The 24,696-nt window shown below is 71.8% G+C and carries 24 protein-coding genes; 15 read left to right on the top strand and 9 right to left on the bottom strand.

Annotation, left to right across the window (positions count from 1 at the left end; genetic code table 11):
* Positions 1–145: 145 nt before the first annotated feature.
* From QPJ90_RS17035 to QPJ90_RS17025, 3 genes are read right to left on the bottom strand one after another with little or no spacing between them, the layout of a single operon-like run.
* A complete protein-coding gene (locus tag QPJ90_RS17035; protein ID WP_290132315.1) occupies positions 146–415 on the bottom strand; it encodes a protealysin inhibitor emfourin in 270 nt (89 codons plus the stop codon).
* 32 nt (positions 416–447) lie between these two features.
* Positions 448–1,497, bottom strand: a complete 1,050-nt coding sequence (locus QPJ90_RS17030) for a M4 family metallopeptidase (protein WP_290132314.1) — start codon at positions 1,495–1,497, stop codon at positions 448–450.
* Positions 1,498–1,546: 49 nt separating this feature from the next.
* The gene (locus tag QPJ90_RS17025) at positions 1,547–2,599 is read right to left on the bottom strand and encodes a glycoside hydrolase family 6 protein (protein WP_290132313.1); all 1,053 of its coding nucleotides are present in this window, start codon (positions 2,597–2,599) and stop codon (positions 1,547–1,549) included.
* A 103-nt stretch (positions 2,600–2,702) separates the two neighbouring features.
* Between QPJ90_RS17025 and QPJ90_RS17020 the strand changes: the two genes are divergently transcribed.
* The 5 genes from QPJ90_RS17020 (at position 2,703) to QPJ90_RS17000 (ending at position 5,671) form a co-directional block, all read left to right on the top strand.
* Complete coding sequence (locus tag QPJ90_RS17020; protein WP_290132312.1) at positions 2,703–3,149, top strand: VanZ family protein; 447 nt, start codon at positions 2,703–2,705, stop codon at positions 3,147–3,149.
* A 101-nt stretch (positions 3,150–3,250) separates the two neighbouring features.
* Positions 3,251–3,520, top strand: coding sequence for a 30S ribosomal protein S15 (rpsO, locus tag QPJ90_RS17015; protein WP_058725132.1), 270 nt, complete (start codon positions 3,251–3,253; stop codon positions 3,518–3,520).
* 163 nt (positions 3,521–3,683) lie between these two features.
* Positions 3,684–4,301 (top strand): CE1759 family FMN reductase, encoded by a 618-nt coding sequence (locus QPJ90_RS17010; RefSeq protein WP_290132311.1) that lies wholly within the window; start codon positions 3,684–3,686, stop codon positions 4,299–4,301.
* A 123-nt stretch (positions 4,302–4,424) separates the two neighbouring features.
* Positions 4,425–4,679, top strand: coding sequence for a hypothetical protein (locus QPJ90_RS17005; protein ID WP_290132310.1), 255 nt, complete (start codon positions 4,425–4,427; stop codon positions 4,677–4,679).
* Entirely contained in the window at positions 4,679–5,671 is a 993-nt protein-coding gene (locus QPJ90_RS17000; protein ID WP_290132309.1) for an FAD:protein FMN transferase, read from the top strand. The genes QPJ90_RS17005 and QPJ90_RS17000 overlap by 1 nt, the downstream gene beginning before the upstream one ends.
* A 115-nt stretch (positions 5,672–5,786) precedes the next feature.
* Here the strand turns inward: QPJ90_RS17000 and QPJ90_RS16995 are convergent, their stop codons facing one another.
* Positions 5,787–7,004 (bottom strand): hypothetical protein, encoded by a 1,218-nt coding sequence (locus QPJ90_RS16995; RefSeq protein ID WP_290132308.1) that lies wholly within the window; start codon positions 7,002–7,004, stop codon positions 5,787–5,789.
* Between the two features lie 306 nt (positions 7,005–7,310).
* Between QPJ90_RS16995 and QPJ90_RS16990 the strand changes: the two genes are divergently transcribed.
* Positions 7,311–9,584 (top strand): polyribonucleotide nucleotidyltransferase, encoded by a 2,274-nt coding sequence (locus tag QPJ90_RS16990; protein ID WP_290132307.1) that lies wholly within the window; start codon positions 7,311–7,313, stop codon positions 9,582–9,584.
* Between the two features lie 96 nt (positions 9,585–9,680).
* Here QPJ90_RS16990 and QPJ90_RS16985 read toward each other — a convergent pair whose 3' ends face one another.
* From QPJ90_RS16985 to QPJ90_RS16975, 3 genes are all read right to left on the bottom strand, one after another.
* The gene (locus tag QPJ90_RS16985; RefSeq protein WP_290132306.1) at positions 9,681–10,208 is read right to left on the bottom strand and encodes a YbhB/YbcL family Raf kinase inhibitor-like protein; all 528 of its coding nucleotides are present in this window, start codon (positions 10,206–10,208) and stop codon (positions 9,681–9,683) included.
* Between the two features lie 104 nt (positions 10,209–10,312).
* Positions 10,313–11,278 carry a ferritin-like domain-containing protein gene (locus tag QPJ90_RS16980; RefSeq protein ID WP_290132305.1) on the bottom strand — a complete coding sequence of 322 codons (966 nt, stop codon included), beginning with the start codon at positions 11,276–11,278 and terminating at the stop codon, positions 10,313–10,315.
* Between the two features lie 340 nt (positions 11,279–11,618).
* On the bottom strand, positions 11,619–12,266 hold the full coding sequence (locus QPJ90_RS16975; RefSeq protein WP_290132304.1) for a TetR/AcrR family transcriptional regulator: 648 nt from the start codon (positions 12,264–12,266) through the stop codon (positions 11,619–11,621).
* Between the two features lie 244 nt (positions 12,267–12,510).
* Between QPJ90_RS16975 and QPJ90_RS16970 the strand changes: the two genes are divergently transcribed.
* Positions 12,511–13,845, top strand: coding sequence for a pitrilysin family protein (locus QPJ90_RS16970; RefSeq protein ID WP_290132303.1), 1,335 nt, complete (start codon positions 12,511–12,513; stop codon positions 13,843–13,845).
* 8 nt (positions 13,846–13,853) lie between these two features.
* Positions 13,854–14,456: a histidine phosphatase family protein gene (locus QPJ90_RS16965; RefSeq protein ID WP_290134269.1), complete on the top strand. Its 603-nt coding sequence runs from the start codon at positions 13,854–13,856 to the stop codon at positions 14,454–14,456.
* Positions 14,457–14,528: 72 nt separating this feature from the next.
* Here the strand turns inward: QPJ90_RS16965 and QPJ90_RS16960 are convergent, their stop codons facing one another.
* Entirely contained in the window at positions 14,529–15,026 is a 498-nt protein-coding gene (locus tag QPJ90_RS16960) for a GNAT family N-acetyltransferase (protein WP_290132302.1), read from the bottom strand.
* 23 nt (positions 15,027–15,049) lie between these two features.
* Between QPJ90_RS16960 and QPJ90_RS16955 the strand changes: the two genes are divergently transcribed.
* Together QPJ90_RS16955 and QPJ90_RS16950 are read left to right on the top strand one after the other, a co-directional pair.
* Positions 15,050–15,796 carry a dihydrodipicolinate reductase C-terminal domain-containing protein gene (locus tag QPJ90_RS16955; protein ID WP_290132301.1) on the top strand — a complete coding sequence of 249 codons (747 nt, stop codon included), beginning with the start codon at positions 15,050–15,052 and terminating at the stop codon, positions 15,794–15,796.
* A gap of 52 nt (positions 15,797–15,848) precedes the next feature.
* Complete coding sequence (locus tag QPJ90_RS16950) at positions 15,849–16,256, top strand: tetratricopeptide repeat protein (protein ID WP_290134268.1); 408 nt, start codon at positions 15,849–15,851, stop codon at positions 16,254–16,256.
* A 61-nt stretch (positions 16,257–16,317) separates the two neighbouring features.
* Here the strand turns inward: QPJ90_RS16950 and QPJ90_RS16945 are convergent, their stop codons facing one another.
* The gene (locus QPJ90_RS16945; protein WP_290132300.1) at positions 16,318–17,238 is read right to left on the bottom strand and encodes a TIGR01777 family oxidoreductase; all 921 of its coding nucleotides are present in this window, start codon (positions 17,236–17,238) and stop codon (positions 16,318–16,320) included.
* A gap of 58 nt (positions 17,239–17,296) precedes the next feature.
* Here QPJ90_RS16945 and QPJ90_RS16940 point away from each other — a divergent pair, with 58 nt between their 5' ends.
* The 5 genes from QPJ90_RS16940 to QPJ90_RS16920 all read left to right on the top strand — a co-directional run bounded on the left by QPJ90_RS16940 (position 17,297) and on the right by QPJ90_RS16920 (position 24,695).
* Positions 17,297–18,124 carry a thymidylate synthase gene (locus QPJ90_RS16940; protein ID WP_290132299.1) on the top strand — a complete coding sequence of 276 codons (828 nt, stop codon included), beginning with the start codon at positions 17,297–17,299 and terminating at the stop codon, positions 18,122–18,124.
* On the top strand, positions 18,124–18,675 hold the full coding sequence (locus QPJ90_RS16935; protein ID WP_290132298.1) for a dihydrofolate reductase: 552 nt from the start codon (positions 18,124–18,126) through the stop codon (positions 18,673–18,675). The genes QPJ90_RS16940 and QPJ90_RS16935 overlap by 1 nt, the downstream gene beginning before the upstream one ends.
* A 237-nt stretch (positions 18,676–18,912) precedes the next feature.
* Entirely contained in the window at positions 18,913–19,890 is a 978-nt protein-coding gene (dapA, locus tag QPJ90_RS16930; RefSeq protein WP_022903605.1) for a 4-hydroxy-tetrahydrodipicolinate synthase, read from the top strand.
* 48 nt (positions 19,891–19,938) lie between these two features.
* On the top strand, positions 19,939–21,615 hold the full coding sequence (locus tag QPJ90_RS16925; protein WP_290132297.1) for a ribonuclease J: 1,677 nt from the start codon (positions 19,939–19,941) through the stop codon (positions 21,613–21,615).
* Positions 21,616–21,725: 110 nt separating this feature from the next.
* On the top strand, positions 21,726–24,695 hold the full coding sequence (locus QPJ90_RS16920) for a DNA translocase FtsK (protein WP_290132296.1): 2,970 nt from the start codon (positions 21,726–21,728) through the stop codon (positions 24,693–24,695).
* The last annotated feature ends 1 nt before the right edge of the window (position 24,696 follow it).

Raw genomic sequence — 24,696 nt, 5'->3', positions numbered from 1 at the left:
TGGTGCCGTGCCTCCCGTTCGGCGCAGCACGACCCGCGCGCGCCGCGTGTGCACCGCACAACCAACGTCGTTGCGCACCGTGGATGCGCGCGGTTCGGGTTGTCTCCGGTTGTGCGCTGGTGCGCGCGGCCGCGCACCGCGCCGGTCAGGCGGTGTCGCCCTCGTCGCGGACGCGTGCCACGAGGGACGCCCACGGCTCCTCGAGTCGGCTCCCCGGGATCGTGACGGTGCGCTGCTCGATCGTGATCGTCCACGTGAAGTCGTCGCGGACGCCCGGAGCCGGAGCGGGCACCTCGCGGGGGAGCGTGTCGACGAGGTCCGTCCACGCCGCAGGGTCGTCGCAGGCCTCGGTGTCGACGCGCCAGCCCCGGGTGGTGCCGGCGAAGCCCCCGGTCCGGCGGACGGCGATGTGCATGCCCCGACCGTACGCCGGGCACGGAGTACCGGTCAGCTCAGGACGCCGACGTCGCGCCACGCCTGCTGCACGGCGCCGTGCTCGCGCGACCCCGACCCGAACCGGGCTGCCGCCGCGTCGACCGTGACCGCCGCGAAGCCCGCGAAGTCGATCGACTCCGTCGTGGCGTCCGACGTGAGGGCGTCCCACCAGACGGCCCCGGCGCCCTCCCACGCGTTGCCCCCGATGGCCGTCGCCGCGAGGTAGAAGGCGTGGTTCGGGATGCCGGAGTTCGTGTGGACGCCACCGTTGTCGTCGGTCGTCTCGAGGTAGTCCGCCATCGTCGCCGGTTGGGGGTCCTTGCCGAGCACCGGGTCGTCGTAGGCCGTGCCCGGCGCCCGCATCGAGCGGAGTGCGACGCCGTGCACGCGCGGGGTGAAGAGACCCTCGCCGATGAGCCAGGAGGCCTGTTCCGCGGTCTGGCCGCGGGAGTACTGCAGCACGAGGGAGCCGAACACGTCGCTGATCGACTCGTTCAGCGCACCGGACTGCCCTTCGTACGTGAGGTCGGCCGTGTACTGCGTGACGCCGTGCGCGAGCTCGTGGCCGATCACGTCGACGGCGATGGTGAAGCGCTCGAAGACCTCGCCGTCCCCGTCACCGAACACCATGCGACTGCCGTCCCAGTAGGCGTTGTCGTAGTCCTGCCCGTAGTGCACCGTGGCGTCCAGCGGCAGCCCGGCGCCGTCGATCGAGACCCGGTCGAACACCTCGAGCCAGAAGGCGTGCGTGTCGCCGAGGCCGGTGTACGCCTCGTCCACGGCGGGGTCTCCCGAGTCGGGGTCTCCCTCGTTCCGCACGACCGTGCCGGGCAGGGTCGTCGTGCCGTGCGCGTCCGAGATCGTCCGTTGCGGCGACCGGTCGACCGTGTCGCTCACGCCCCGGGGCGCGTCGCGGTGCTCGTGCTTCGGCTGCTGCACGACCTCGAGCGAGGCCAGTGCGGACCGCGCGGCGGAGGAGGCTCGTGGGAAGTCCGGTGCGTCGGCGACGGCCCGGAGCAGGTAGGGCGGGACGACGGAGCGGAGGCGCGCGGTCGGGGTCATGTCCCGATGGAACCACCGGGCACCGACACCCCGCCGTGAGGATCCTCGCTCAGTCGCGCTTCCGGTTCGCCACGAGGTCGAGCGCGTACGACTCCCACCACTGCCCGGCCGCGGGTCCGCCGTTGCACGTCCCGTCGCTGAGCCCCGGTGTCTTCACCCAGAGCAGCGCGTCGAGCCGGGTGCTGCCCCGCGTGACGTGCGGTGTCTGTCCGAGACCGGCCCCGGACGGGTTGCACCAGGTGCCCCGCCAGCCCTGCCCGTTGCGGGAGACGTCGATGACGAAGTGCGGGTCGTCGCCGATGCGGTCCGCGAGTTCGTCCGCGTAGGCGCGTTCGGTGTCGACGCGGTAGAAGTTCGAGACGTTCGTGAAGAAGCCCTGCGTCCGGTCGACGCCGGCCTGCCGGAGCCAGGACGCCTGCTGGGCGACCGGGACGCGCTGCTCGTTGCCGCCGTCGAGGTACACGGTGAGCCCGTGCCCGCCCAGCGCCCCGACGGCCTGCCGGAGCAGCGGCAGGCGGGAGTCCTCGAGACGCTTGCACACCGCGATCTGGGCGATCGAGTCCGGCTCGACGAGCACGACCGCGTGCGACCCCGCCATCGCCCGTGCGGCTGCGCGGACCCAGGGCACGTACCCGGACGCCGTGCTGCCGCCCTTCGAGTAGTGGCCGCAGTCGCGGTCGGGGACGTTGTACAGGACGAACACCGGGGTGCGGTCCTGCTGGCGCGCGCTCCGGACGACGTCGCGGATCGTGGCACGCGTGTCGGCGACCGAGTCGTCCGTCAGCCAGGTGGCGATCGGCTGGTCGGCGATGACCGCGATCCGCTGCGCGGTGGTCTCCTGACCGGCCGCCCGCGCCGCTGCCTCGCGTCGGCCGGGTTGGTTCTCGGCGGACGGCTGGACTGCGAGGCCCCCGGGGAACGCCTGTGCGGCGGTGCGTCGCTCGACGACCTGGCGCCCGTCGGGGGACCCGTCGCGGGGGAGCGTCACCACGACGGCGACCACGACGGCGACGACCACGGCCGCGGTGACACCGATCCACGTCCACTGGCGCCCCGCCGACGACCGACGCGGCGCACCCCGGCGGTTCCCCTGGTCCGTCATGGACCCATGCTCCCAGGAGAACGGGCGCAGCGGGGAACGGCTCCGGGCGTTCTGCCAGCGGCGGGCCAGGGGTTTCCCGACCACGGTGCGTCAGACTCTGCGGATGCTCCGGAAACTCCTCCTCCTCGCCGTCACCGCGGCGTACGCCTGGGTGATCTGGCGGATGACCCTGACGCCGGAGGTCTTCACCGCGGCGCAGGGGTCCCTCGTGGAGCACGCGATCCGGTGGGCCCAGCGGATCACCGGTAGCGGCTGGCTCACGTACGACCGGACGGAGTTCCTCGCCAACATCGCGATGTTCGTCCCGGTCGGCATGCTCGCCGCGCTCTGGCTGCCGCGCCGCTGGTGGCTGCTCGGCGCGGTCGTCGCCGTCGGGCTCTCGGTCGGCATCGAGCAGTACCAGGGCGCGTTCCTGCCGAACCGCGTGTCCGACCCCCGCGACGTCCTGTCGAACGGGCTCGGTGGGCTCCTCGGAGCGACGCTCGTCGGGCTGTTCCGCAGCCTGCTGCCCGCTCCTCGGCGTCGTCGCCTGCGTCCCCGCACTGCCTGAACACCTGGTAGGCTTCTCCGGTTGCCGTCGAACGGCCGCGGACAAAGAGCGCTCGTGCACAAGGCACGGGCACCGCGCAACGGACAGGAAGGGGATCATCCATGGCACTTGACGCGAAGGTCAAGCAGGAGATCATCGAAGAGTACGCGACCCACCCGGGCGACACCGGATCCCCCGAGGTCCAGGTCGCCGTTCTGACGCGTCGCATCAACGACCTGAACGAGCACCTCAAGGAGCACAAGCACGACCACCACTCGCGTCGTGGTCTGCTGCTCATGGTCGGTCAGCGTCGCCGCCTCCTCGGTTACCTCGCTGACGTGGACATCAACCGCTACCGTGCGCTCATCGAGCGCCTCGGCCTGCGCCGCTGAGTCCCACGCAGACACTGCTCGGCTGAACGCCCGGTCTTCCTCGGAAGGCCGGGCGTTCTCCGTACCCGGCCGGGAGGCCCGTGGAGACCGGGCGGGAATGGTTGCGTCCGTCGATCGGTTCGGTACGATGTTCATGCAAACGCATCGAAAGTCGGGAACCACCATGACCACCATCGCCGTCGTCTCCGCCGGACTGTCCGACCCCAGCTCGACCCGCCTGCTCGCCGATCGCCTCGGTCGGGCTGCGGCCGAGGCCCTCCTCGCGGACGGCACCGCCGCCGCGGTCGAGCACGTCGAGCTCCGCCCGATCGCGCACGAGATCGTCGACGCGATGTTGACCGGTTTCGCCGCACCGGCCCTCGCGGGGGCGATCGCCACGGTCGTCGAGGCGGACGCGGTCGTGTTCGTCACGCCGGTCTTCACCGCCGGTGTCAGCGGACTCGCCAAGTCGTTCCTCGACGTGATCGACAAGGACGCGCTCGCCGACACGCCCGTGCTCCTCGGCGCGACCGGCGGCACCGCGCGGCACTCGCTCGCGATCGACCACGCGCTCCGTCCGGTGTTCGCCTACCTCCGTGCCGCCGTCGTCCCGACCGGGGTGTTCGCCGCGACCGACGACTGGGGCACCGCAGGAGACGCCGCTGCGCTCGAGGGGCGCATCAGCCGCGCCGGAGCCGATCTCGCGTGGGCTGTCCGGTCCTCCCGCCGGGTCCCGCAGCAGGCGGACGCCCTGCCCACGACGCCGGACTTCGCCGCGATGCTCGGCGGCCTCGGGCACTGACGCGGCGGGGAAGGGGCGTCCGGCTCTTACCCGACCCTCACCGGTTGCGCGGGACGGGTCCAGCCCGTTCCCGGGTCGTCCACCGACCGGCACGCGAGCCTCGTCCCGAGACGAGGAGGAACGATGGGCAGCAACGGCAGGAAGCGGACGACGAGCTCGCTCGTGAGCATCGGCGGACTCGTGGTCGCGATGGTCACCGGCGCCGGGCTCTGGGTCGGGCACGAGCAGGGCACCGCGAGCAACGACTCAGGCACCAGCGACAGCAGCAGCACGAGCGGCAGCAGCGACAGCGACAGCAGCAGCACGAGCACGGGCGGCTCGGGCGTCACGCAGGGCAGCCAGAACTCGTCCTCCGACGCGACGACGACGGGCTCCTGATGCGCGCCGCCGCCGAGTGGGAGCTCTGGACCACCACCGCCCGGGTCGTCCTCGACCGCCGCGACCGCCGTCACCTCGCCGCCGCCGAGGCCTGCGTCCGCGAGGTCACCGACGCCGTCGACCGCGCCTGCAGCCGCTTCCGCGACGACTCCGAACTCGTCGCCCGCACCGCTGACCTCGAGCACGGCGCCGAGGTGTCGCCGCTCCTGGCGTCCCTCGTGCACCAGGCGCTCGACGCTGCACGACTGACGAACGGTGACGTCGACCCGACGCTCGGCAACCGCATGGTCGCCCTCGGCTACGACGCGGCGTTCCACCAGGACGGCAGTCGGTCCGTCGACGACCGGCCAGTCGACGGGCCTGTCGACGACCGGCCCGTCGACGGCCGGCCCCTCGACCAGGACCCCGCGGTCCTCGCGTCGGCGCTCGACACGCGACCCGCCTGGCAACGGGTCCTGCTGAGCGGCAGGTTCCTCCGCGTCCCCGTGGGCGTCCGCCTCGACCTCGGCGCGACCGCGAAGGCCGCCGCGGCCGACACGGCAGCGGCCAGCATCACTGCGCGCCTCGGCATCGGAGCGCTCGTCTCCCTCGGCGGCGACGTCGCCACGGCCGGCCCGGAGCCGGCGGGCGGCTGGCAGGTGCGCGTGCAGGACCTCGACGCCGACCCGGTCGACCACGTGCGGATCGCGTCGGGCTGGTCCGTCGCGGCCTCGAGCACGCAGAAGCGTCGGTGGGAGCAGGACGGGCGCGCGCGACACCACGTCCTCGATCCCCGGTGGGGGCTCCCCGCCGAGCCGGTCTGGCGGTCGGTGACGGTGGTCGCACCCTCGTGCGTCACCGCGAACACCCTGTCGACCGCGGCGATCGTCCGCGGACGCGGTGCGCCGGCGATGCTCCGCGCGAGCGGACGCGCAGCCCGGCTCGTCGCGGCCGACGGCGAGGTGATCCGCCTCGGCGGCTGGCCCGCCGAGGACACGCGGACCGCCGCGTAGCGGCTGCTCGCGCGATCGGGGTGTGTGCGTCGGGCACCGCCCGCAACGCACCCACCCACCGGACGGGAGGCCCGTGGCGGCCCCGCCCCGCGCCTCCCGGCCGGTCCGCGTCGCGTCAGTACCAGTGCGGGTTGACGCTCATCTCGTGGTTCCACGCGCCGCAGGGCGACCCGTAGGCGTCGTGGATGTACGCGAGGCCCCAGTTGATCTGCGTGGCGGCGTTCGTCCGCCAGTCGGCACCGGCGACCGCCATCTTGTCGGCGGGGAGCGCCTGCGGGATGCCGTACGCACCACTTGACACGTTCAGGGCGTTGGCCCGCCAGCCGGACTCCTGCGTCCACAGCGAGACGAGACAACCCATCTGGTCGGACCCCCAGCCGTAGGCGCCGATCGCGCTCCGGGCGTACGCCTGTGCCCCGGCCGGGTCGACGACCACGCCGCCGGTGCTCGGGTAGTTCGTGCCCGAGCCGCCGCTCGTGCTCCCGCTGCTGCTGCTGCTGCTGCCGCCGCTCGGCGTCGCTGCCTGCTGTTCGCGCTGCCGCTCGGCCGCCTCCTCCCGACGACGCTGCTGCTCGGCCTTCTGCGCCGCGACCTGGAGGCCCAGCTGGTACCCGCGCTCCTCCGAGGCGGTGGTGTCCTGCAGCGACGCGAGCTGCGCGTAGAGCTCGTCGCTGTGCTGCTGGGTGTCGTCCACCGCTTCGTCAGCGGCCTCCTGCGCCGACTTCGCGTCGGCGGCCTTCGCCTCGGCGGCGGCCGCGAGGTCGGCCCGCTCGTCCTCGGCACGCTTCGCCTGCTCGTGCAGCGACGACGCGGTCCCGGCGGCGACCGACGCGTCATCCATCACGCCCGCCCACGTCGACGAGAGCTGGTCGAGGGCACCGAGCTGGTAGAGCAGCTGCCCCGGGTCCTTCGTGGTCGCGATCCGCGTGGACATCTGGTCGGTCGCGCCGTCGCGGTAGAGGTTCGCCGCGAGCTGCCCGGCGCGCTGCTGCGCCCGCTCGGCGGTCGCCGAGGCGCTGTCCGCCTGGGCCTGGAGGCTCGTGGCGGTCTGGGTGGCCGTCGCCAGGTCCGCATCGGCCCGGTCGGCCGCCTCGGAGGCGGTGATCGCGGCGGCGGACTTCGCGGCGGCGTCGGCCTGCACCTGCTGCAGCGCGGTCTGCACGCGGTCGACCTCGGCCTTCTTGGCCTGCTCGTTGCCCTTCGCGCGCTGGACGTCCTGCCACGTCGGGTAGGTCGTCGCACTCGCCGGGGCCGCGGTCACGAGGGGGGCGACGAGCACGCCCGCGACCACGGCGGCCACGACGAACCCTCGCCCGGAGAGGGGGAGGCGCATGCTCCGTACGCTAGCGGCCGCGTGCGGGTTCGTCGTGCGCCTCGCCCGCGGATCGCCTGAGGACTGGTAAAGTCCTGTTCGTCCGGGGACCGTTCCCCGAGCACGCGACCGAGGACTGTTCCCCGGTCGTCACACAAACACTGCGCAGACCGGGCACGGAGCTGGTCATCGGTGGTGGCTCGCGGGCCGAGAAGGTGTCCCGAGTGCTTCTACTGCTGGCCAGACATGCGTCCCGACACCTCGGCGCGCACGCACCGTCGTGTGCCGTCGCCGGGTCTGCCGAGAACACGTCAAGGAGGCACCCTTTTGGAGGGTCCCGAGATCAAGTTCGCCGAAGCCGTCATCGACAACGGCAAGTTCGGCAAGCGCGTCGTCCGGTTCGAGACCGGCCGCCTCGCACAGCAGGCGCAGGGCGCGGTCGCCGCGTACCTCGACGAGGAGACCATGCTCCTCTCGGCCACCAGCGCCGGCAAGCACCCGCGGGAGGGCTTCGACTTCTTCCCGCTGACCGTCGACGTCGAGGAGCGCTCGTACGCCGCGGGCAAGATCCCCGGCTCGTTCTTCCGTCGTGAGGGTCGCCCCTCGACCGAGGCGATCCTCGTCTGCCGCCTCATCGACCGGCCGCTGCGCCCGTCGTTCGTCGACGGCCTCCGCAACGAGGTCCAGATCGTCATCACCGTCCTGAGCATCGCGCCGGACGAGTTCTACGACGCGCTCGCGATCAACGCGGCGTCCGCGTCGACGCAGATCTCCGGTCTGCCGTTCTCCGGCCCGATCGCCGGTGTGCGCCTCGCGCTCATCGGTGACCAGTGGGTCGCGTTCCCGAAGGCGTCGCAGCTCGCCGAGGCCGTCTTCGACCTCACCGTCGCGGGCCGTGTCGTCACGGACGAGGCCGGCAACGAGGACGTCGCGATCATGATGGTCGAGGCCGAGGCCACCGAGCACAGCTGGGACCTCATCCAGGGCGGCGCGACCAAGCCCGACGAGGCGATCGTCGCGCAGGGCCTCGAGGCGGCGAAGCCGTTCCTCAAGGTCCTCGTCGAGGCGCAGGCGAAGATGGCCGCGCAGTCGGCCAAGGAGATCCAGGACTACCCGGTCTTCCCGCCCTACGCCCCCGAGGTCTACGACGCGGTCGAGGCGCTCGCCCTCGACGAGCTCAAGGACGTCTACCAGATCGCCGGCAAGCTCGAGCGTCAGGACAAGGACGACGCCCTCAAGGCCCGCGTCAAGGAGGCCATCGCGGCCAAGGTCGAGGCCGGGGAGCTCCCCGAGAGCGCCAACGGCCAGGTCAGCGGCGCCTACAAGTCGGTCACGAAGAAGGTCGTCCGCGGCCGCATCCTGACCGAGCAGGTCCGCATGGACGGTCGCGGCCTCGCCGACATCCGTCCGCTCGACGCCGAGGTCGCCGTGATCCCGCGCGTCCACGGCTCGGCGATCTTCCAGCGTGGCGAGACGCAGATCCTCGGCGTCACCACGCTGAACATGCTCAAGATGGAGCAGCAGATCGACTCGCTGTCGCCCGTCACGAAGAAGCGCTACCTGCACCACTACAACTTCCCGCCCTACTCGACCGGTGAGACCGGCCGTGTGGGTTCGCCGAAGCGTCGCGAGATCGGGCACGGCTTCCTCGCCGAGCGCGCGCTCGTGCCGGTGCTGCCGTCGCGCGAGGAGTTCCCCTACGCCATCCGTCAGGTGTCCGAGGCCCTCGGCTCGAACGGTTCGACGTCGATGGGTTCCGTCTGCGCCTCGACCCTGTCGCTCCTCAACGCCGGTGTGCCGCTCAAGGCCCCGGTCGCGGGCATCGCGATGGGCCTCGTCTCCGACACCGTCGACGGCCAGACCCGCTACGCGGCGCTGACCGACATCCTCGGTGCCGAGGACGCCCTCGGTGACATGGACTTCAAGGTCGCCGGCACGTCGGACTTCGTCACGGCGATCCAGCTCGACACGAAGCTCGACGGCATCCCCTCGTCGGTCCTCGACGCCGCGCTCAAGCAGGCCAAGGAAGCGCGCTCCGCGATCCTCGGTGTGCTGAACGAGGCCATCGACGCCCCCGACGAGATGGCCGACACCGCGCCGCGCGTCATCTCGGTGCAGATCCCCGTCGACAAGATCGGCGAGCTGATCGGCCCGAAGGGCAAGACGATCAACGGGATCCAAGACGAGACCGGCGCCGACATCTCGATCGAGGACGACGGCACCGTGTACATCGGCGCCGTCGACGGTCCGTCGGCCGAGGCCGCCCGCGCCCAGGTCAACGCGATCGCGAACCCGACGAACCCGGAGATCGGGGACCAGTTCCTCGGCACGGTCGTCAAGATCGCGACGTTCGGTGCCTTCGTGTCGCTGCTCCCGGGCCGCGACGGTCTGCTCCACGTCTCCGAGGTCCGCAAGCTCGCCGGTGGCAAGCGTGTGGAGAACGTCGAGGACGTGCTCGGCGTCGGCCAGAAGATCCTGGTCGAGGTCACCAAGGTGGACGACCGCGGCAAGCTGTCGCTCGCGCCGGTCATCGCCGACGACGTGGACACCGAGGGCGGCAAGGGTCACGAGACCCACGCCGAGGCTCCGGCCGAGGGCTGATCCCTCCGCGTCCTGACGCACGAACGGCCGTCGCTCCTGATCGGAGCGGCGGCCGTTCGCCGTTGGTGGTCCGGTGCGCCGGTGCGACGCGCGGGGTCAGGCGGCAGGGGTCTCCTGCGTGCCGACGAGCTGGGCGCGACCGAGCAGGTGCTCGCGGAGCAGGAACCCGACGACGGCGGGCGTGGCGTCGGCGGGAGCCTCGAGGACGGGCACGTCGAGCGCGCTCAGCGTGAAGAAGTAGCGGTGGGCGCCGTGTCCGGCGGGCGGGGCCGCCCCGAGGAACGTGTCGGTGCCGTACTCGTTGCGGCGGCGGAGGGCCTCGGCGGGCAGCAGGGCGTCGTCGGTGCCTGCACCGCGCTCGAGCGAGTTCGTGCCCGCGGGGATGTCGGTCACCGCCCAGTGCCAGAAGCCCGATCCCGTCGGGGCATCAGGGTCGTACACGGTCAGGACGTAGCTCCGGGTGCCCTCGGGCTCGCCGGACCACGCCAGCGCGGGGGAGCGGTCCTCGCCACCGGCGTCCGAGCCACGGGCCCAGTCGGGCAGCGCGCCGCCCTCGGTGAAGTCGGGGCTCGTGAGCTCGAAGGAGGGGACCTCGGGCAGCTTCCAGTTCGGGTCGTTCGTCATGCGGCCAGCCAACACCCGAGTCCTGACGGCGGCCGGGAGGAACGGCGCGAGCCCGCACCGCGCCTCCCGCCCGCTGACCGGTCGCGTTCAGAGCACCCCGCGCGTCACGCGGGTCCGGTTGCGCTGCCGGGGTTGCCGCTCGCGACGATCGGACCGTTCACGCCCTCCGGGAAGAACCCGCCCTTGTCGATCTGCACCGGTGTCAGGAAGACGACGTTCAGCACGCGCTCCGCCGTTCGTCCGTAGGCGATCGAGTTCGCGTCCGTCGGCACGAGGTTGACGGCTCCGGACGAGCTCACGATGCCCTGGTCGTCGTCGGTCGGGCCGTCGAGGGAGTCGCGCGCGTCGGAGATCTTGCCCGCCGGCACCTGCAGCCCCTTCTCGTACAGCTTCGAGCGGATGATCCCGGCGTGGTACGCCTCGACGGCGAGGATGCCCGCGGCAGCGCTCAGGTAGGTCTTGTTCGTGATGAGCGGCGCGGCGCCCTTGTACGCGGTGACGCCCACGTCCTCGAACACGTAGGCACCGAGCAGGAAGGCCTCCTCGCTCGCGAACGGGTCGAACGTGCCGGTCGGCCCGACCAATCCTGCGGCACGGGCAGCAGCGGTGAAGGCGTTCGTGAAGTCGATCTTCGGACGGGAGACCTTGGCGTCGCCGAGGGCTGCCCGGAGGAACGCGACGTGCGCTCGTTCGTCGTTCGCGATCTCGGTGGCGATGCCGCGGATCGCTGCACTCTTGAACGGGACCTTGCTGCCCCCGACGACGGGACCCTGGGGGTCGATCCCGGTGATCATGCTGTCGGTGAGCCCGTCGCCGAACACGGCGCGCAGGTAGAACTCCGCCTCGAGGTACTCGAGGTTGAGCGCGAAGTTGAGGATCGCGGCGTCCGAGACGGCACCGTCCTCCTGGGGGGACGCGGACGCACGGTCCGTGGTGAGTACCGACGAGCTGAGCGCGGCGATGCCGGCGGAGGCGCCGACGACCCCGGCGGCGGTGAAGAACCGTCGTCGGTCGAGCGCGTTCTCGGCGCTCCGGTCGACGGCGTTGCGGATGAAGGCATTGTCGAACATCGATGTCCTCGAGACGTGCTGGCAGCACGGGGCCCGGTCGACGCTGCAGGGAAACGGGTCGGCCCGGTCACGACCGGCGGGATGGTCGATCGTGGCGTCACGATACCCCCGGACGGGGGGTGCGACCAGGGGGGTGCGGAAAGCGGTCGGCGCGGCGGACCGGCACCGTGCCTCCAGGCCGGATGTGCGACAGCGACAGATGGCCGCCTCGTGCCGCGAAGTGTGCTGCGGAAGCGACATCGTGCTGCGGAGCAGCGCCGCCGAACTGTCGCTCTCGTGGAAGCGACAGCGACGGAAGCGGAGCCGGCGACAGCGCCCGCGCGCCCGCTGCGTCAGCGCGTCAGGCCGCGAGCACCCGCTCGACCACGCGACCCAGCGCAGCGGTGGCGGCGATGGCGTCGCCCGCGTACGCACCGGCCATCGCGCCGTCACGTGCGAGCATCAGCTCGTCCGCACCGTCGCCCGCGAGCGGGTGCCCGGCAGACTGCAGGAGCGAGGCGAGCCGGTCCGTGTACCAGTCACGGTGCACGGCGACGACCTCGCGCACGGGGTCGCGGGGGTCGTGGTACTCGGCGGCGGCGTTGAGGAATGCGCAGCCGCGGAAGTCGACGCCGTCCACCTGTGCGGACACGGCGGCGACCCAGGCGCGGATCGCGTCGGCGGGCGAGGCGGCTCCGTCGACGATGGCCTCGAACTTCGCCACCACGGCGTCGTGCTGCGCGCGGATGTAGGCGAGGATCAGGTTGTCCTTGGACCCGTAGTGCTTGTAGAACGTCGCCTTCGTGACGCTGGCCTCGGAGATGAGGCGGTCGACGCCGACGTTCCGGATGCCCTCCTCGTAGAAGAGCCGCGTGGCGGTCTCGAGGATGCGGACCTTCGCGCCGCCGGTGCGGGGAGCCGGGGGGACGCTCGACCCACCCGGCGACGCGAGGTCATCGCTCGGACCCAGGAGACGCTGGACGGCCGGTTGGGGGGAATCGACCGTCACAGCGTGGCTCCTTGGGCTCATCGGCTCCGTGACCGATCGGGGGGAGACGGTCACGCAGGACTGATGTCCCGAGCCACCGGGTCGGAATCTAGGGGGGCTTCCGACCCGGTGGAGAAACAGTACCACAAGGAGGACAGACAGACGAGTCGGTCTGTCCTCAGTTTGTGTACCCCAGTTCGAGGCACGTCGAGAACCGCAGTGAAACTGGGGGGAAGCGCCTCGACGATCAGTAGGCTCGTCTCCGATGAGTCACCCTGTGCCGTTGCCACTGGAGGCCCCGGACACGTCGTTCCTGACGTCCGGAGGCGCCTTCGTCCGCCGTTCCGTCCTGCCCTCCGGCGTGCGCGTCCTCACCGAGGCCGTACCGGGTGCCGCCTCGACGAGCATCGGCTTCTGGGTCGGCGTCGGCTCACGTGACGAGCGCGAGGGGCAGTTCGGCTCCACGCACTTCCTCGAGCACCTCCTCTTCAAGGGCACCGAGGGCCGCAGCGCGCTCGACATCGCGATCGCGTTCGACTCGGTCGGCGGCGAGCACAACGCCGCGACGGCCAAGGAGTACACGTGCTACTACGCACGGGTCCGGGACGCCGACGTCCCGATGGCCGTGCAGGTCATCGGCGACATGGTCACCGGGTCCGTCCTCGACCCCGAGGCCTTCGACATCGAGCGCGGTGTCATCCTCGAGGAACTCGCCATGGCCGCCGACGACCCCGCCGACGTCGCGGGCGAGGCCTTCTTCGCCGCGGCCTTCGACGGGCACCCCCTCGGACGGCCGATCGGTGGCACCCCGGACAGCATCCGGGCCGTGCAGCGCGACGAGGTCCTCGCCCACTACCGCGAGCACTACGCGCCGAACGGCATCGTCGTCACCGCCGCCGGGGCCGTCGACCACGACCGCTTCCGCGACCTCGTGGCCTCGGTGTTCCAGCACGCCGAACGCTCGGCACCGCTCGCCCGACGCACCCCGCAGCCCGTCGCCGACCCCGCCGTGCCGAAGCTCTCCGTCGTGCACCGTCCGACCGAGCAGGTCAGCATGCTCCGCGGCTCGCAGGGCCTCGACCTCCGCGACGAACGGCGCCCCACCCTCAGTGTGCTCAACGCGGTGCTCGGTGGGGGCATGAGCTCCCGGCTCTTCCAGGAGGTCCGTGAGCGCCGCGGCCTCGCCTACGCGGTGTCCTCCTTCGCGCCGGCCTACCTCGACAACGGAGCGTTCGGCGTCTACGCGGGCTGCGCGCCGGACAACGTGCCCGGTGTCGTCGAGATCGTCGACCAGGAGTTCGCCCGGATGGTGTCGGACGGCATCTCGGACGACGAGCTCCGCCGTGCGAAGGGGCAGATCGAGGGGGCCCTGACCCTGTCGCTCGAGGACTCCGACGCGCGCATGACCCGACTCGGCCGTTCCGAGCTCGGCACGGGGGAGTACACCGACCTCGCCACGGCGCTCGAGCGCGTCGACCGCGTGACCCGTGCCGACGTCCAGGATCTCGCAGCGGACCTGCTGACCCGACCGATGATCACCTCGGTCGTCGGTGCCGTGCGCCAGGAGGACCTCGAGACGGCGATCAGCACCGGGGGTTGAGCATCGACATGTCGCACTACCTGTACCTGGTCCGGCACGGTGAACACCAGGACGCCGAGCACGGACTCCGCGACGGCAAGCTGTCCGAGCGGGGCAAACGCCAGGCGACCCTCGTCGCCGACCGCCTCGGGGGCGTCCCGTTCGACGGCGTGTACCACTCGCCCCTGGAGGCCCCGAGCGAGACCGCGGCCTTCATCGCGCAGCGACTGCCCTCGATCCAGCCCGAGCCCTCGACCCTCCTCTTCGACTGCATCCCCTCCGGCCCCACCCCGGACATGCCGCACGCCTACCAGGGCTGGTACGGCGGCATCACCGAGGAGGAGATCATCGCCGGCCAGGCGCAGATGGGCGACGCCGTCGCCGAGTGGTTCACCCCGGCGCGCGAGGACCGGCACGACCTCCTCATCACGCACAACGCCGTGATCGGCTGGTTCGTCCGGGAGGCCTTCCAGGCGCCGGAGTGGCGGTGGATGGGCACCAACGTGGCGCACACCGCCCTCACGATCATCCGCATCCGCTCGGCGAAGCCGGCCGAGGTCGTCACGCTGAACGACCTGGCGCACCTGCCGGTCGAGTTCCGGACGGGCCTGCCGGTCGACCAGCCCGTCTGAGCAGGCCGGTCTGAGCGGGCCCGTCGGGCCGCGTCCGTCGGGTGCGGCACCAGCCGGGAGGCACGGGTCGGTTCAGGCGATCGGCTTGCGGTACCAGGCGGTCGCGTTCGGGTTCTCGTTGAACGGCTCGGTGCGCTCGTACCCGCGGCTCCGGTACATCGCGCCCGCCGCGGCGAGCGAGTCGTTCGTGTCGAGCACGACGCTCGTGGCGCCGAGGCGCGCGGCCTGCTGCTCGAGGGCGTCCATGACCGCCGTCGCGACCCCGTGGCCACGCCCGGCGGGGCTCACGAACACGTGCTTCACCTCGAAGCGGAGGTCGACGCCCGTGCCGCCGCCGGGGGCCGCGCCGTCCGCGATCCGCCGCAGCCCTCCGCACCCGATCGGCACGCCGTCGTCGTACGCGACCACGAACACGCCGTTCGGCGGCACGAACTCGGCGGCCGGCGTCCGCTTCCGCGAGTACGTCCCCTGGGCCGTCGGGAACGTGCGCTCGCGCTCGTCGAGGTACGCGTCGAGCAACGCGTCCACCTCGGGCAGGTCGGCTGGCACGGTCCTGACGTCGAGCGGCATGCCCCGATCCTAGGATGGAGGGCATGGTCACTCCCGTCGCCGTCGTCGGCGCCACCGGTCGGCTCGGGGCCCTCGTGGCCTCGGTGGTCGAGGAACTGCCGGACTTCGAGCTCGTCGCACGACTCTCGTCGAAGGACGGCGCGCACGAGGCCCCGCCGTCGGTGTTCGCGGGTGCGGGACTCGTCGTCGACGTCACTGTCCCGGCGCTCAGCCCGGCGATCGTCGAGAACGCGCTGACCTCGGGCGCGAACGTGCTCGTCGGGACCTCCGGCTGGTCGCAGGACCGGCTCGCGACGCTCCGCGCCGGACTCGAGGCCCGACCGGAACAGGGCGTCCTCGTCGTCCCGAACTTCTCGATCGGCTCCGTGCTCGGCACCCACCTCGCGACGATCGCCGCGCCCTGGTTCCCCGCCGTCGAGATCGTCGAGACCCACCACGCCGGCAAGGTGGACTCGCCGTCCGGCACCGCCGTCCGCACCGCGGAGCTCATCGCCGACGCCCGCCGCGAGGTCGGCCCGGTCGACGCACCGCACGTCGACCAGCGTGCCCGCGGACAGCAGGTAGCGAGCATCCCGATCCACTCCCTGCGGCTGCCGGGCACCAAGGCCGTGCAGGACGTCCTGCTGAGCGGCCCCGGTGAGACCCTGACGATCCGGCACGACACGAACGACGACGTCGCGTACGTCGCGGGCATCCGGGCGGCGCTGTCCGCGGTCGGGGCGGTACGGGGGCTGACCGTGGGACTCGGCAGCGTCCTCGGCATCGGCTGAGGCGAACGTCGTGCTGAAGTCCGCCCGTTCGCCGTTCTGGGGCGCCGCGCTCATGGCGGTGCTCCTCGTGGTCTACATCGTGCTCGTCGGGCAGCGTGCCGTCGCGTTCATCGCCACCGGCGTCCCCGTCGGCATCGGCATCGGGGTCGCACTGTTCGTCGTCGCGGCGATCGGTGCCCTCCTGCTCGTCCTCGAACTCCGCTTCGGCTTCCGCATCACCCGACTCGGCGCACGGCTCGAGGCTGAGGGCGGTGCGCCGGACGACGTCGTCGACGTCCGGCCCTCCGGTCGGCCGACCCGCGAGGCCGCGGACGAGCTCTTCCCGCGCTACAAGGCGGCCGTCGAGCAGGACCCGTCGGACTGGCGCGGCTGGTACCGGCTGGGCGTCGTCTACGACGCCGCCGGTGACCGCAAGCGGGCGCGGGCCGCGATGCGCGAAGCGCTCACCAGGGCACGTTGACGACGGCCGGGAGGCCCGTGGCGGGGCCGCCACGGGCCTCCCGGCCGTCCGCTGGGCGCGATCAGAACGCGGCATCGACCGCGTCCTCGGCGCGCGTGTACCGGAACGCGTAGCCGGACTCGAGGAGCTTCGTGGGGACCATCTGCTGGCTCGACAGCAGCATCTCGTCGGCGGCCTCGCGGAGGACGAGGCGCAGCGCGAACTCGGGCATCCGGAACAGGTACGGGCGGTGCAGGTCCTCGGCGACGCGGTGCGTGATGCGGTCGGCGACGGCCGGCTCCGGACCCGCGAGGTTCACCGGGCCGGACACCCCGGCGGCCTCGGGGGCCGTGGCGAGGTGCACGATCGCGCCGACCTCGTCGTCGAGCGCGATCCACGGCCAGAACTGGCCACCCGTGCCGAGCCGACCGCCGAGGCCCGCCTTCGTGAGCGGCACGAGCGGGGCCAGCGCGCCACCGCCCTGCCCGACGACGATGCCGGTCCGCAGCGTCACGACGCGCACGCCGTCCGGAGCCGCATCCGCTGCGGCCTCCCACGCCGTGCAGACCTCGGCGAGGAAGCCGGAGCCGGGGGCCGCGTCGTCCTCGAGCACGTCGGAGGGTCGGTCGCCGTACACGCCGGACGCCGAGCCGGACAGGAACAGCGCCGGTGGGTTCGTGGCGTGCCGCATCGCCTCGACGAGCGTCTCGGTGGCGGACACCCGCGACCCGAGGATCTCCTGCTTGTAGGCGGCCGTCCACGGCAGTTTGCCGATGTTCGCCCCGGCGAGGTTGACGACGACGTCCGCCCCGTCGAGGACGGCGGGGTCGAGCGGCCGGGAGCCCGGCGCCCAGCGGAACTCGGCGGGGGAGTGCGGCTCGCGCCGGACGAGCGTGGTGACGTGGTGCCCGGCCTCACGCAGCGCGCGGACGAGCGGCGTGCCGATGAAGCCGGATGCGCCGGCGACGAGGATCGAGAGCGGCTTGGGGGTGGTGTCGGGCATGCCCACAACGCTACTCAGCAACCCGGACATGTCCCCGGCTCGTCGTAGGCTCGTGGTCGTGACCGACGCGACCGTGCTGCCCGACCCGACCGTCCCCACTCCGTACGAGGACCTGTTGCGTCGCGTGCTCGAGGAAGGCTCGCCGAAGGGCGACCGCACCGGCACCGGCACGCGGAGCCTCTTCGGCGCGCAGCTCCGCTACGACCTGTCGAAGGGCTTCCCGCTCGTCTCCACCAAGCGGGTCCACTTCAAGTCGGTCGCGTACGAGCTGCTCTGGTTCCTCCGCGGCGACGGCAACGCGCGCTGGCTGCAGGAGCACGGCGTCCGGATCTGGAACGAGTGGGCGGGCGAGGACGGTGACCTCGGTCCGGTCTACGGCGTGCAGTGGCGGTCCTGGCCGACCCCGTCGGGCGAGCACGTCGACCAGATCGCCCAGGTCATCGAGCAGATCCGGACGAACCCGGACTCCCGGCGGCTCATCGTGTCGGCCTGGAACGTCGCCGACGTGCCGGACATGGCCCTCGCGCCGTGCCACGCGTTCTTCCAGTTCTACGTCGTGGACGGCAAGCTCTCGTGCCAGCTCTACCAGCGGAGCGCGGACATGTTCCTCGGCGTGCCCTTCAACATCGCCTCGTACGCGCTCCTCACGCACATGATCGCGGCGCAGACCGGGCTCGAGGTCGGGGACTTCGTGTGGACCGGCGGCGACTGCCACGTCTACGACAACCACGTCGAGCAGGTCCGCGAGCAGCTCACCCGGACGCCGTACCCCATGCCGACGCTGCGCCTGGCGCCGCGGGACTCGATCGACGACTACGTGTACGAGGACCTCGAGGTCGTCGGCTACCACCACCACCCCGCCATCACGGCGGCGGTCGCGGTCTGATGCCGACCGCTGCTGCAACCGACGGCTGGACCGAGCCGGTGCGCGGCGTCGGCATGGTCTGGGCACGCTCGACGAACGGCGTCATCGGTGCCGACGGCGGGATGCCCTGGCACGTCCCGGAGGACCTCGCGCACTTCCGGCAGGTCACGGGCGACGCCACCGTGGTGATGGGTCGACGGACGTGGGAGTCCCTGCCACCGCGGTTCCGGCCGCTGCCCGGGCGGCGGAACGTGGTGCTCACGCGTGACGACTCGTGGGCAGCGACCGACGGGGCAGCCGGGGCCGAGGTCGTGCACGACCTCGCGACCGCGCTCGACACCGACGAACCCGTGTGGGTGATCGGCGGCGGGCAGGTGTACGCGGCGGGGCTCGCCTTCGCCGACCGGGTGTCCGAGACGGTCATCGACGTCGAGGTGCCGGGGGACACGGTCGCGCCGGAACTCGGCGAGGGCTGGACGCTCGTCGACGAGGGCCCGTGGCAGGAGTCCCGCGTCGACGGCACGCGCTTCCGCTTCCTCGAGTGGCGTCGCGCGGAGCGCACGCGCTCGTAGCGCGCCGCCGCGCCGCGCCGCGCGATGCGCGATGCGCCGCGCCGCGCGATGCGCCGCACAACCAAAGTCGGTCCGCACCACGGATCCACGTGGCGCACATCAACTTCGGTTGTGCGAACGCGAGCCGCACCGTGTACCGGGGCCGCACCACGTGCCGGGGCCGCACCGCGCCTCCAGGCCGGTCCACCGTCCGGGCGGACTGCGGGCCCGACGCCCGACCCCGGTACGCTGGTCCCCGTGTCCACGCGTGAGAATCCCTTCGGCCAGGTCCTCGTCGCCCTCGTGACCCCGTTCACCGCCGACGGCGAGGTCGACTGGCCCGGCGTCGAGCAGCACATCGACGACTGCATCACCGCCGGCGCCGACGGCATCGTCGTCACGGGCACCACCGGCGAGACGTCGACGCTCACCGACCCCGAGAAGCTCCGGCTCGTCGAGGTCGGCAAGTCCGTCGCCGCCGGCCGCGCCAAGATCATCACGGGCGGTGGCTCGAACGAGACCGCGCACGCCATCCACCTCTACAAGCAGAGTGAGAAGGCCGGCGCCGACGGCGTCATGATCGTCACGCCGTACTACAACAAGCCGACCCAGGCGGGCGTGCTCACCCACTTCCGGATGATCGCGGACGCGACCGACCTGCCGGTGATCCTCTACGACATCCCCGGCCGCACGGGCATCCCGATCACGTACGAGACCATCGTGCGGGCGTCGCACCACCCGAACATCCTCGCCGTGAAGGACGCCAAGGGCGACTTCGCCGAGGTCTCCCGGGTGCTCAACAACACCGACCTCATGTACTTCTCCGGCGATGACACGAACGTGCTCCCGCACCTGTCGATCGGCGCCACGGGGCTCATCGGCGTGACCGCGAACATCACGAGCACGCCGTACCGCACCATCGTCGACGCCGTGAACCGCGGCGACCTCGCGACCGCGACCGCCGAGCACAAGCGCGTCGAACCCCTCGTCCGTGCGATCATGACCCACGTCCCCGGCACCGTCGCGGCGAAGTACGTGCTGCACGGGCTCGGCCGGATCGGCAGCCCGCGCGTCCGGCTCCCGCTCGTCGGCCCCGAGGACACCGAGGCCTACGCCATCGAGACCTCCCTCGAAGCGGTCCGGGACATCCCGGGTGCCGACTTCTCGAACTTCCGCCCCGACCGCAACGCAGCGGCCGGCGGCGCACTGCCGAAGGTGCCAGGCACCACACGTTAGGAAAGACCGCGGCGCAGCGGTAGCGCGTCGCACGACAGTCAGGACCGAATGCCCACCCAGATCTCCACACCGCAGCCGCTCGAAGCCGGCACCCTCCGCGTCGTCCCCATCGGTGGACTCGGCGAGATCGGTCGCAACATGACCGTGTACGAGTACGAGGGCAAGCTCCTCGTGGTCGACGCGGGCGTGCTGTTCCCGGAGGAGCACCAGCCCGGTGTCGACCTCATCCTCCCGGACTTCGCACCCATCCGGGACCGCCTCGACGACGTCCTCGGTGTCGTGCTCACGCACGGCCACGAGGACCACATCGGCGCCGTCCCGTACCTGCTGAAGCTCCGCGGCGACATCCCGCTGATCGGCTCCACGCTGACCCTCGCGCTCGTCGAGGCGAAGCTCAAGGAACACCGGATCAAGCCCTACACGCTCGTCGTGCAGGAGGACCAGACCGAGCAGCTCGGCCCGTTCCACCTCGAGTTCGTGGCCGTGAACCACTCCATCCCGGACGCCCTCGCCGTCGCGATCACGACCCCCGCCGGTCGTGTGCTGCACACGGGCGACTTCAAGATGGACCAGCTCCCGCTCGACGACCGCATCACGGACCTCCGCGCCTTCGCCCGCCTCGGCGAGCAGGGCGTCGACCTGTTCCTGCCGGACTCCACGAACGCCGACGTCCCCGGGTTCACCGCCCCCGAGCGCGACATCGGCCCGATCCTCGAGAACATCATCACGCGGGCCCGCAAGAAGGTCGTCGTCGCGAGCTTCTCGTCGCACGTGCACCGCGTGCAGCAGGTCCTCGACGCCGCGGCGGCCGCGAACCGCAAGGTCGCGTTCATGGGTCGCTCGATGATCCGCAACATGACCATCGCGGCCGAGCTCGGCTACCTCCGGGTCCCGGACGACGTCCTCATCGACACGAAGAAGGCGAAGAACGTCCCGGACGACCAGATCGTCTACATGTCGACCGGGTCGCAGGGCGAGCCGATGGCCGTGCTCGCGCGCATGGCGAACCTCGAGCACCAGATCGAGATCGGCGAGGGCGACACCGTCATCCTGGCGTCGAGCCTCATCCCGGGCAACGAGAACGCCGTCTACCGCGTGATCGACGGGCTCACCAAGCTCGGCGCGAAGGTCGTGCACAAGGGCAACGCGAAGGTGCACGTCTCCGGACACGCCAGCGCCGGCGAGCTGCTCTACTGCTACAACATCCTCCGGCCGAAGAACGTGCTCCCCGTCCACGGCGAGCACCGCCACCTGTACGCCAGCGCCGACCTCGCTATCCAGACCGGTGTCCCGCCGCGGAACGTCATCCTCGGGCAGGACGGCATCGTCGTCGACCTCAAGGACGGCGAGGTCACGGTGGCCGGGCAGCTCGACATCGGCTACGTCTACGTCGACGGCTCGACCGTCGGCGAGATCACCGACGCCGACCTCAAGGACCGTCGGGTCCTCGCGGAAGAGGGCTTCATCTCCATCTTCTGCGCGGTCGACTTCACCACGGGGCAGTGCGTGGTCGGTCCGGAGATCCAGTCGCGCGGGTTCGCCGAGGACGACTCCGTCTTCGACGACGTCCGTCCGCAGATCGCGAAGGCACTGTCCGAGGCTGCGGCCAACGGCACACGTGACGCGCACGCGTTCAGCCAGGTGGTGCGCCGCACGGTGGGTCGCTGGGTCAACTCCAAGCACCGCCGTCGTCCGATGATCGTCCCGGTGGTCATCGAGGCGTAGATCGCTGTCGCGCTGTCGCGCGTTCGGCCGGGAGGCCCGTCACACGTCCGTCACGGACGCTGCGGCGGGCCTCCGCTCGTTTGTCCTGGGCGGGGATTAGGGTTCGACCCATGGCCGGAGGCACCAAGTCGACCACGCGCTCACGCGCGTCCTCGTCGTCGCGCACGAGCGCGACGCGTGGGACGTCGCGCACCCAGGCCACGACGAAGAAGCTCCCGCCCGCCACGCAGCCGCCGGTGTTCCGCGAGCAGAACCCGCTCGTGACCGCCTGGCTCGCGATGGCGCACGGCGTCGGCGCGCTCTTCCGCGTGCTCGGCAAGGAGTCCCTCGAGAAGGACCAGCGGCGCGACGGCTTCCCGTTCCTGCTCGTCCTGCTCGCGATCGCCGGCGCGGTCGTCGAGTGGCTCAACCCGACGAGCGCGGTCGCGGTGAACCTCGACGCCTACACGTTCGGCGGGTTGTTCGGCCGGCTCGCGTTCGCGCTGCCGGTCATCATGGTCGTGTTCGCCGGGTGGCTGTTCCGGCACCCCGCCTCGGTCCACGACAACACCCGCATCGGGATCGGCCTCGGCATCCTGCTCGTGTCGATCTCGTCGCTGTGCCACGTCTTCGGCGGGACGCCGAGTGCGTCCGACGGCATGCCCGCCCTCGCGGCCGCCGGTGGTGTGCTCGGCTGGGTCGTCATCGGGTGGCTCGTCACGATCGCCACCGCGTGGGTCGCCGTGCCCGTGGCCGTGGTGCTCCTGGTGTTGTCGCTGTTCATCATCACGAAGACGCCGCCGAACAAGACCGGGCGACGGCTGCACGAGCTCTACGCGTACCTCTTCGGCGCCCCGGCACCGGTCGACGAGGCCGTCGAGGTCGCCCCCGAGCCGACCCCGCGGAAGCCGCGCGGCAAGGGGAAGAAGGACTCGCAGGACTTCCAGCTGTTCGACGACCTCGGCTTCGGCGAGGAAGGCGCCCCCGCGGACGAGGCCGCCGAGACCGTCCCGTGGTGGCGGCGCAACAAGTCCGGGCGCGAGGAAGACCCGGCCTTCGACAGCCCCGTGCTGCCCGCTGCGGCGACCCAGGCGGCCCCGACCGCGCCGTCGGTCTCGCCGAACGCCGGGGCGGCCGCAGGGCTCATCGACCACACGCCGTCCGAGCCCGGGTCCGTGAACCTCAACGACTCGGTCGAGCAGGACCTCGAACAGGCCGAGCAGGCGCTCCGCGACTTCGGTGCCGAGGTGCCCGCCGCACCCGCCCCCGTGGCCGAGCCGACGGTGGGCGAGGCGACCCGTCCGGATGCCGGGGTGTCCCCGGTGGTCTCCCCGAGCCTCCCGGCCGAGGACCCGGCGGACGACCAGGCCGACGCTGCCGACGGCCTGTCGGCGACCGCCGACGACGAGGACCCGGACAAGCCGTACCGACTCCCCGCCGCCACGACGCTGAGCGCGGGGACCCCGTCGGTCGCGCGCAGCCAGGCGAACGACGACATCGTCGCGGCGATCACGGGCGTCCTCACGGAGTTCAAGGTCGACGCGAAGGTCACCGGGTTCTCCCGTGGGCCGACGGTGACGCGATACGAGATCGAGCTCGGCCCCGGTGTGAAGGTCGAGCGCGTCACGGCGCTGTCGAAGAACCTGTCGTACGCGGTCGCGTCGAACGAGGTCCGGATCCTCTCGCCGATCCCGGGCAAGAGCGCGATCGGCGTCGAGATCCCGAACACCGACCGCGAGACCGTGTCGCTCGGCGACGTCCTCCGGTCGAACGCTGCGCGCAAGTCGAAGCACCCGATGACGATCGGCGTCGGCAAGGACGTCGAGGGCGGCTTCGTCGTCGCGAACCTCGCGAAGATGCCGCACCTGCTCGTCGCGGGCTCGACCGGCTCCGGCAAGTCGGTGTTCATCAACTCGATGATCACCTCGCTCCTGATGCGCGCGAAGCCGTCCGAGGTCCGCATGGTCCTCGTCGACCCGAAGCGTGTCGAGCTCTCGATCTACGCCGGTGTCCCGCACCTCATCACGCCCATCATCACGAACCCGAAGAAGGCCGCCGAAGCGCTGCAGTGGGTCGTGAAGGAGATGGACATGCGGTACGACGACCTCGCGTCGTTCGGGTTCCGCCACGTCGACGACTTCAACAAGGCGATCGAGGACAACGAGATCATCCTGCCGGCGGGCAGCGAGCGGAAGCTCAAGAAGTACCCGTACCTGCTCGTGGTCGTGGACGAGCTCGCCGACCTCATGCTCGTGGCCCCCCGGGACGTCGAGGAGTCGATCGTCCGCATCACCCAGCTCGCCCGCGCGGCCGGCATCCACCTGGTCCTCGCGACGCAGCGCCCGTCGGTCGACGTCATCACCGGTCTCATCAAGGCGAACGTGCCGTCCCGCGTGGCGTTCGCCGTGACGAGCGTCACCGACTCCCGGGTCATCCTCGACCAGCCCGGAGCCGACAAGCTCATCGGTCAGGGCGACGCGCTCTTCCTGCCGATGGGATCGTCGAAGGCCCTCCGCGTGCAGGGCGCCTGGGTGCAGGAGAGCGAGGTCGCCGAGGTCGTGCAGCACGTCACCCGGCAGGCCCGGCCCGAGTACCGCCAGGACGTCCAGGCCGTCGTGGAGCGCAAGGAGATCGACGCGGACATCGGCGACGACCTCGAACTGCTGCTCGCGGCTGTCGAGCAGGTCGTCTCGACGCAGTTCGGCTCGACCTCGATGCTCCAGCGCAAGCTCCGCGTCGGGTTCGCGAAGGCCGGGCGCCTCATGGACCTCATGGAGTCCCGCGACATCGTCGGCCCGTCCGAGGGGTCGAAGGCCCGCGACGTGCTCGTCACGCCGGACCAGCTCCCCGGCGTGCTCGCGAAGCTCCGCGGCGAGGAGCCGCCGACGGCCGCCGCTCCTTCTGCGCCGCCCGCGGGCCCGGCGTCGCCCGGTGGCGCGTCCGCGGGAGCCGCTGCCGCGGCTGGCGTCGCCGTCGGCTCGGCGGCCGACCCCGACGACGACCGCTACGGCGGCGACCCGGTGGCGGACATGACGCGCGGGTACCCTGAAGAGGACGACGGACCGGACGAGGACGCGTGGGGACTGACCGGCAGGGAGTGAG

The sequence above is a fragment of the Curtobacterium sp. 458 genome, from assembly GCF_030406605.1.
In the GTDB taxonomy this organism is placed as follows: domain Bacteria; phylum Actinomycetota; class Actinomycetes; order Actinomycetales; family Microbacteriaceae; genus Curtobacterium.
This window is presented reverse-complemented; position numbering and strand designations above follow the sequence as displayed.

What these genes read in the sequence shown, in the direction of transcription:
- QPJ90_RS16960 (WP_290132302.1), bottom strand. Translation starts at nt 15,026, where the DNA reads ATGCCGCTCGACGTCAGGACCGTGCCAGCCGACCTGCCCGAGGTGGAC.
- QPJ90_RS16985 (WP_290132306.1), bottom strand. Translation starts at nt 10,208, where the DNA reads ATGACGAACGACCCGAACTGGAAGCTGCCCGAGGTCCCCTCCTTCGAG.
- QPJ90_RS17010 (WP_290132311.1), top strand. Translation starts at nt 3,684, where the DNA reads ATGACCACCATCGCCGTCGTCTCCGCCGGACTGTCCGACCCCAGCTCG.
- QPJ90_RS16945 (WP_290132300.1), bottom strand. Translation starts at nt 17,238, where the DNA reads ATGCCCGACACCACCCCCAAGCCGCTCTCGATCCTCGTCGCCGGCGCA.
- QPJ90_RS16980 (WP_290132305.1), bottom strand. Translation starts at nt 11,278, where the DNA reads ATGTTCGACAATGCCTTCATCCGCAACGCCGTCGACCGGAGCGCCGAG.
- QPJ90_RS17005 (WP_290132310.1), top strand. Translation starts at nt 4,425, where the DNA reads ATGGGCAGCAACGGCAGGAAGCGGACGACGAGCTCGCTCGTGAGCATC.
- QPJ90_RS16965 (WP_290134269.1), top strand. Translation starts at nt 13,854, where the DNA reads ATGTCGCACTACCTGTACCTGGTCCGGCACGGTGAACACCAGGACGCC.
- QPJ90_RS17035 (WP_290132315.1), bottom strand. Translation starts at nt 415, where the DNA reads ATGCACATCGCCGTCCGCCGGACCGGGGGCTTCGCCGGCACCACCCGG.
- QPJ90_RS16995 (WP_290132308.1), bottom strand. Translation starts at nt 7,004, where the DNA reads ATGCGCCTCCCCCTCTCCGGGCGAGGGTTCGTCGTGGCCGCCGTGGTC.
- QPJ90_RS17020 (WP_290132312.1), top strand. Translation starts at nt 2,703, where the DNA reads ATGCTCCGGAAACTCCTCCTCCTCGCCGTCACCGCGGCGTACGCCTGG.
- QPJ90_RS16925 (WP_290132297.1), top strand. Translation starts at nt 19,939, where the DNA reads ATGCCCACCCAGATCTCCACACCGCAGCCGCTCGAAGCCGGCACCCTC.
- QPJ90_RS16955 (WP_290132301.1), top strand. Translation starts at nt 15,050, where the DNA reads ATGGTCACTCCCGTCGCCGTCGTCGGCGCCACCGGTCGGCTCGGGGCC.
- QPJ90_RS16950 (WP_290134268.1), top strand. Translation starts at nt 15,849, where the DNA reads ATGGCGGTGCTCCTCGTGGTCTACATCGTGCTCGTCGGGCAGCGTGCC.
- QPJ90_RS16935 (WP_290132298.1), top strand. Translation starts at nt 18,124, where the DNA reads ATGCCGACCGCTGCTGCAACCGACGGCTGGACCGAGCCGGTGCGCGGC.
- QPJ90_RS17030 (WP_290132314.1), bottom strand. Translation starts at nt 1,497, where the DNA reads ATGACCCCGACCGCGCGCCTCCGCTCCGTCGTCCCGCCCTACCTGCTC.
- rpsO (WP_058725132.1), top strand. Translation starts at nt 3,251, where the DNA reads ATGGCACTTGACGCGAAGGTCAAGCAGGAGATCATCGAAGAGTACGCG.
- QPJ90_RS16920 (WP_290132296.1), top strand. Translation starts at nt 21,726, where the DNA reads ATGGCCGGAGGCACCAAGTCGACCACGCGCTCACGCGCGTCCTCGTCG.
- QPJ90_RS17000 (WP_290132309.1), top strand. Translation starts at nt 4,679, where the DNA reads ATGCGCGCCGCCGCCGAGTGGGAGCTCTGGACCACCACCGCCCGGGTC.
- QPJ90_RS17025 (WP_290132313.1), bottom strand. Translation starts at nt 2,599, where the DNA reads ATGACGGACCAGGGGAACCGCCGGGGTGCGCCGCGTCGGTCGTCGGCG.
- QPJ90_RS16970 (WP_290132303.1), top strand. Translation starts at nt 12,511, where the DNA reads ATGAGTCACCCTGTGCCGTTGCCACTGGAGGCCCCGGACACGTCGTTC.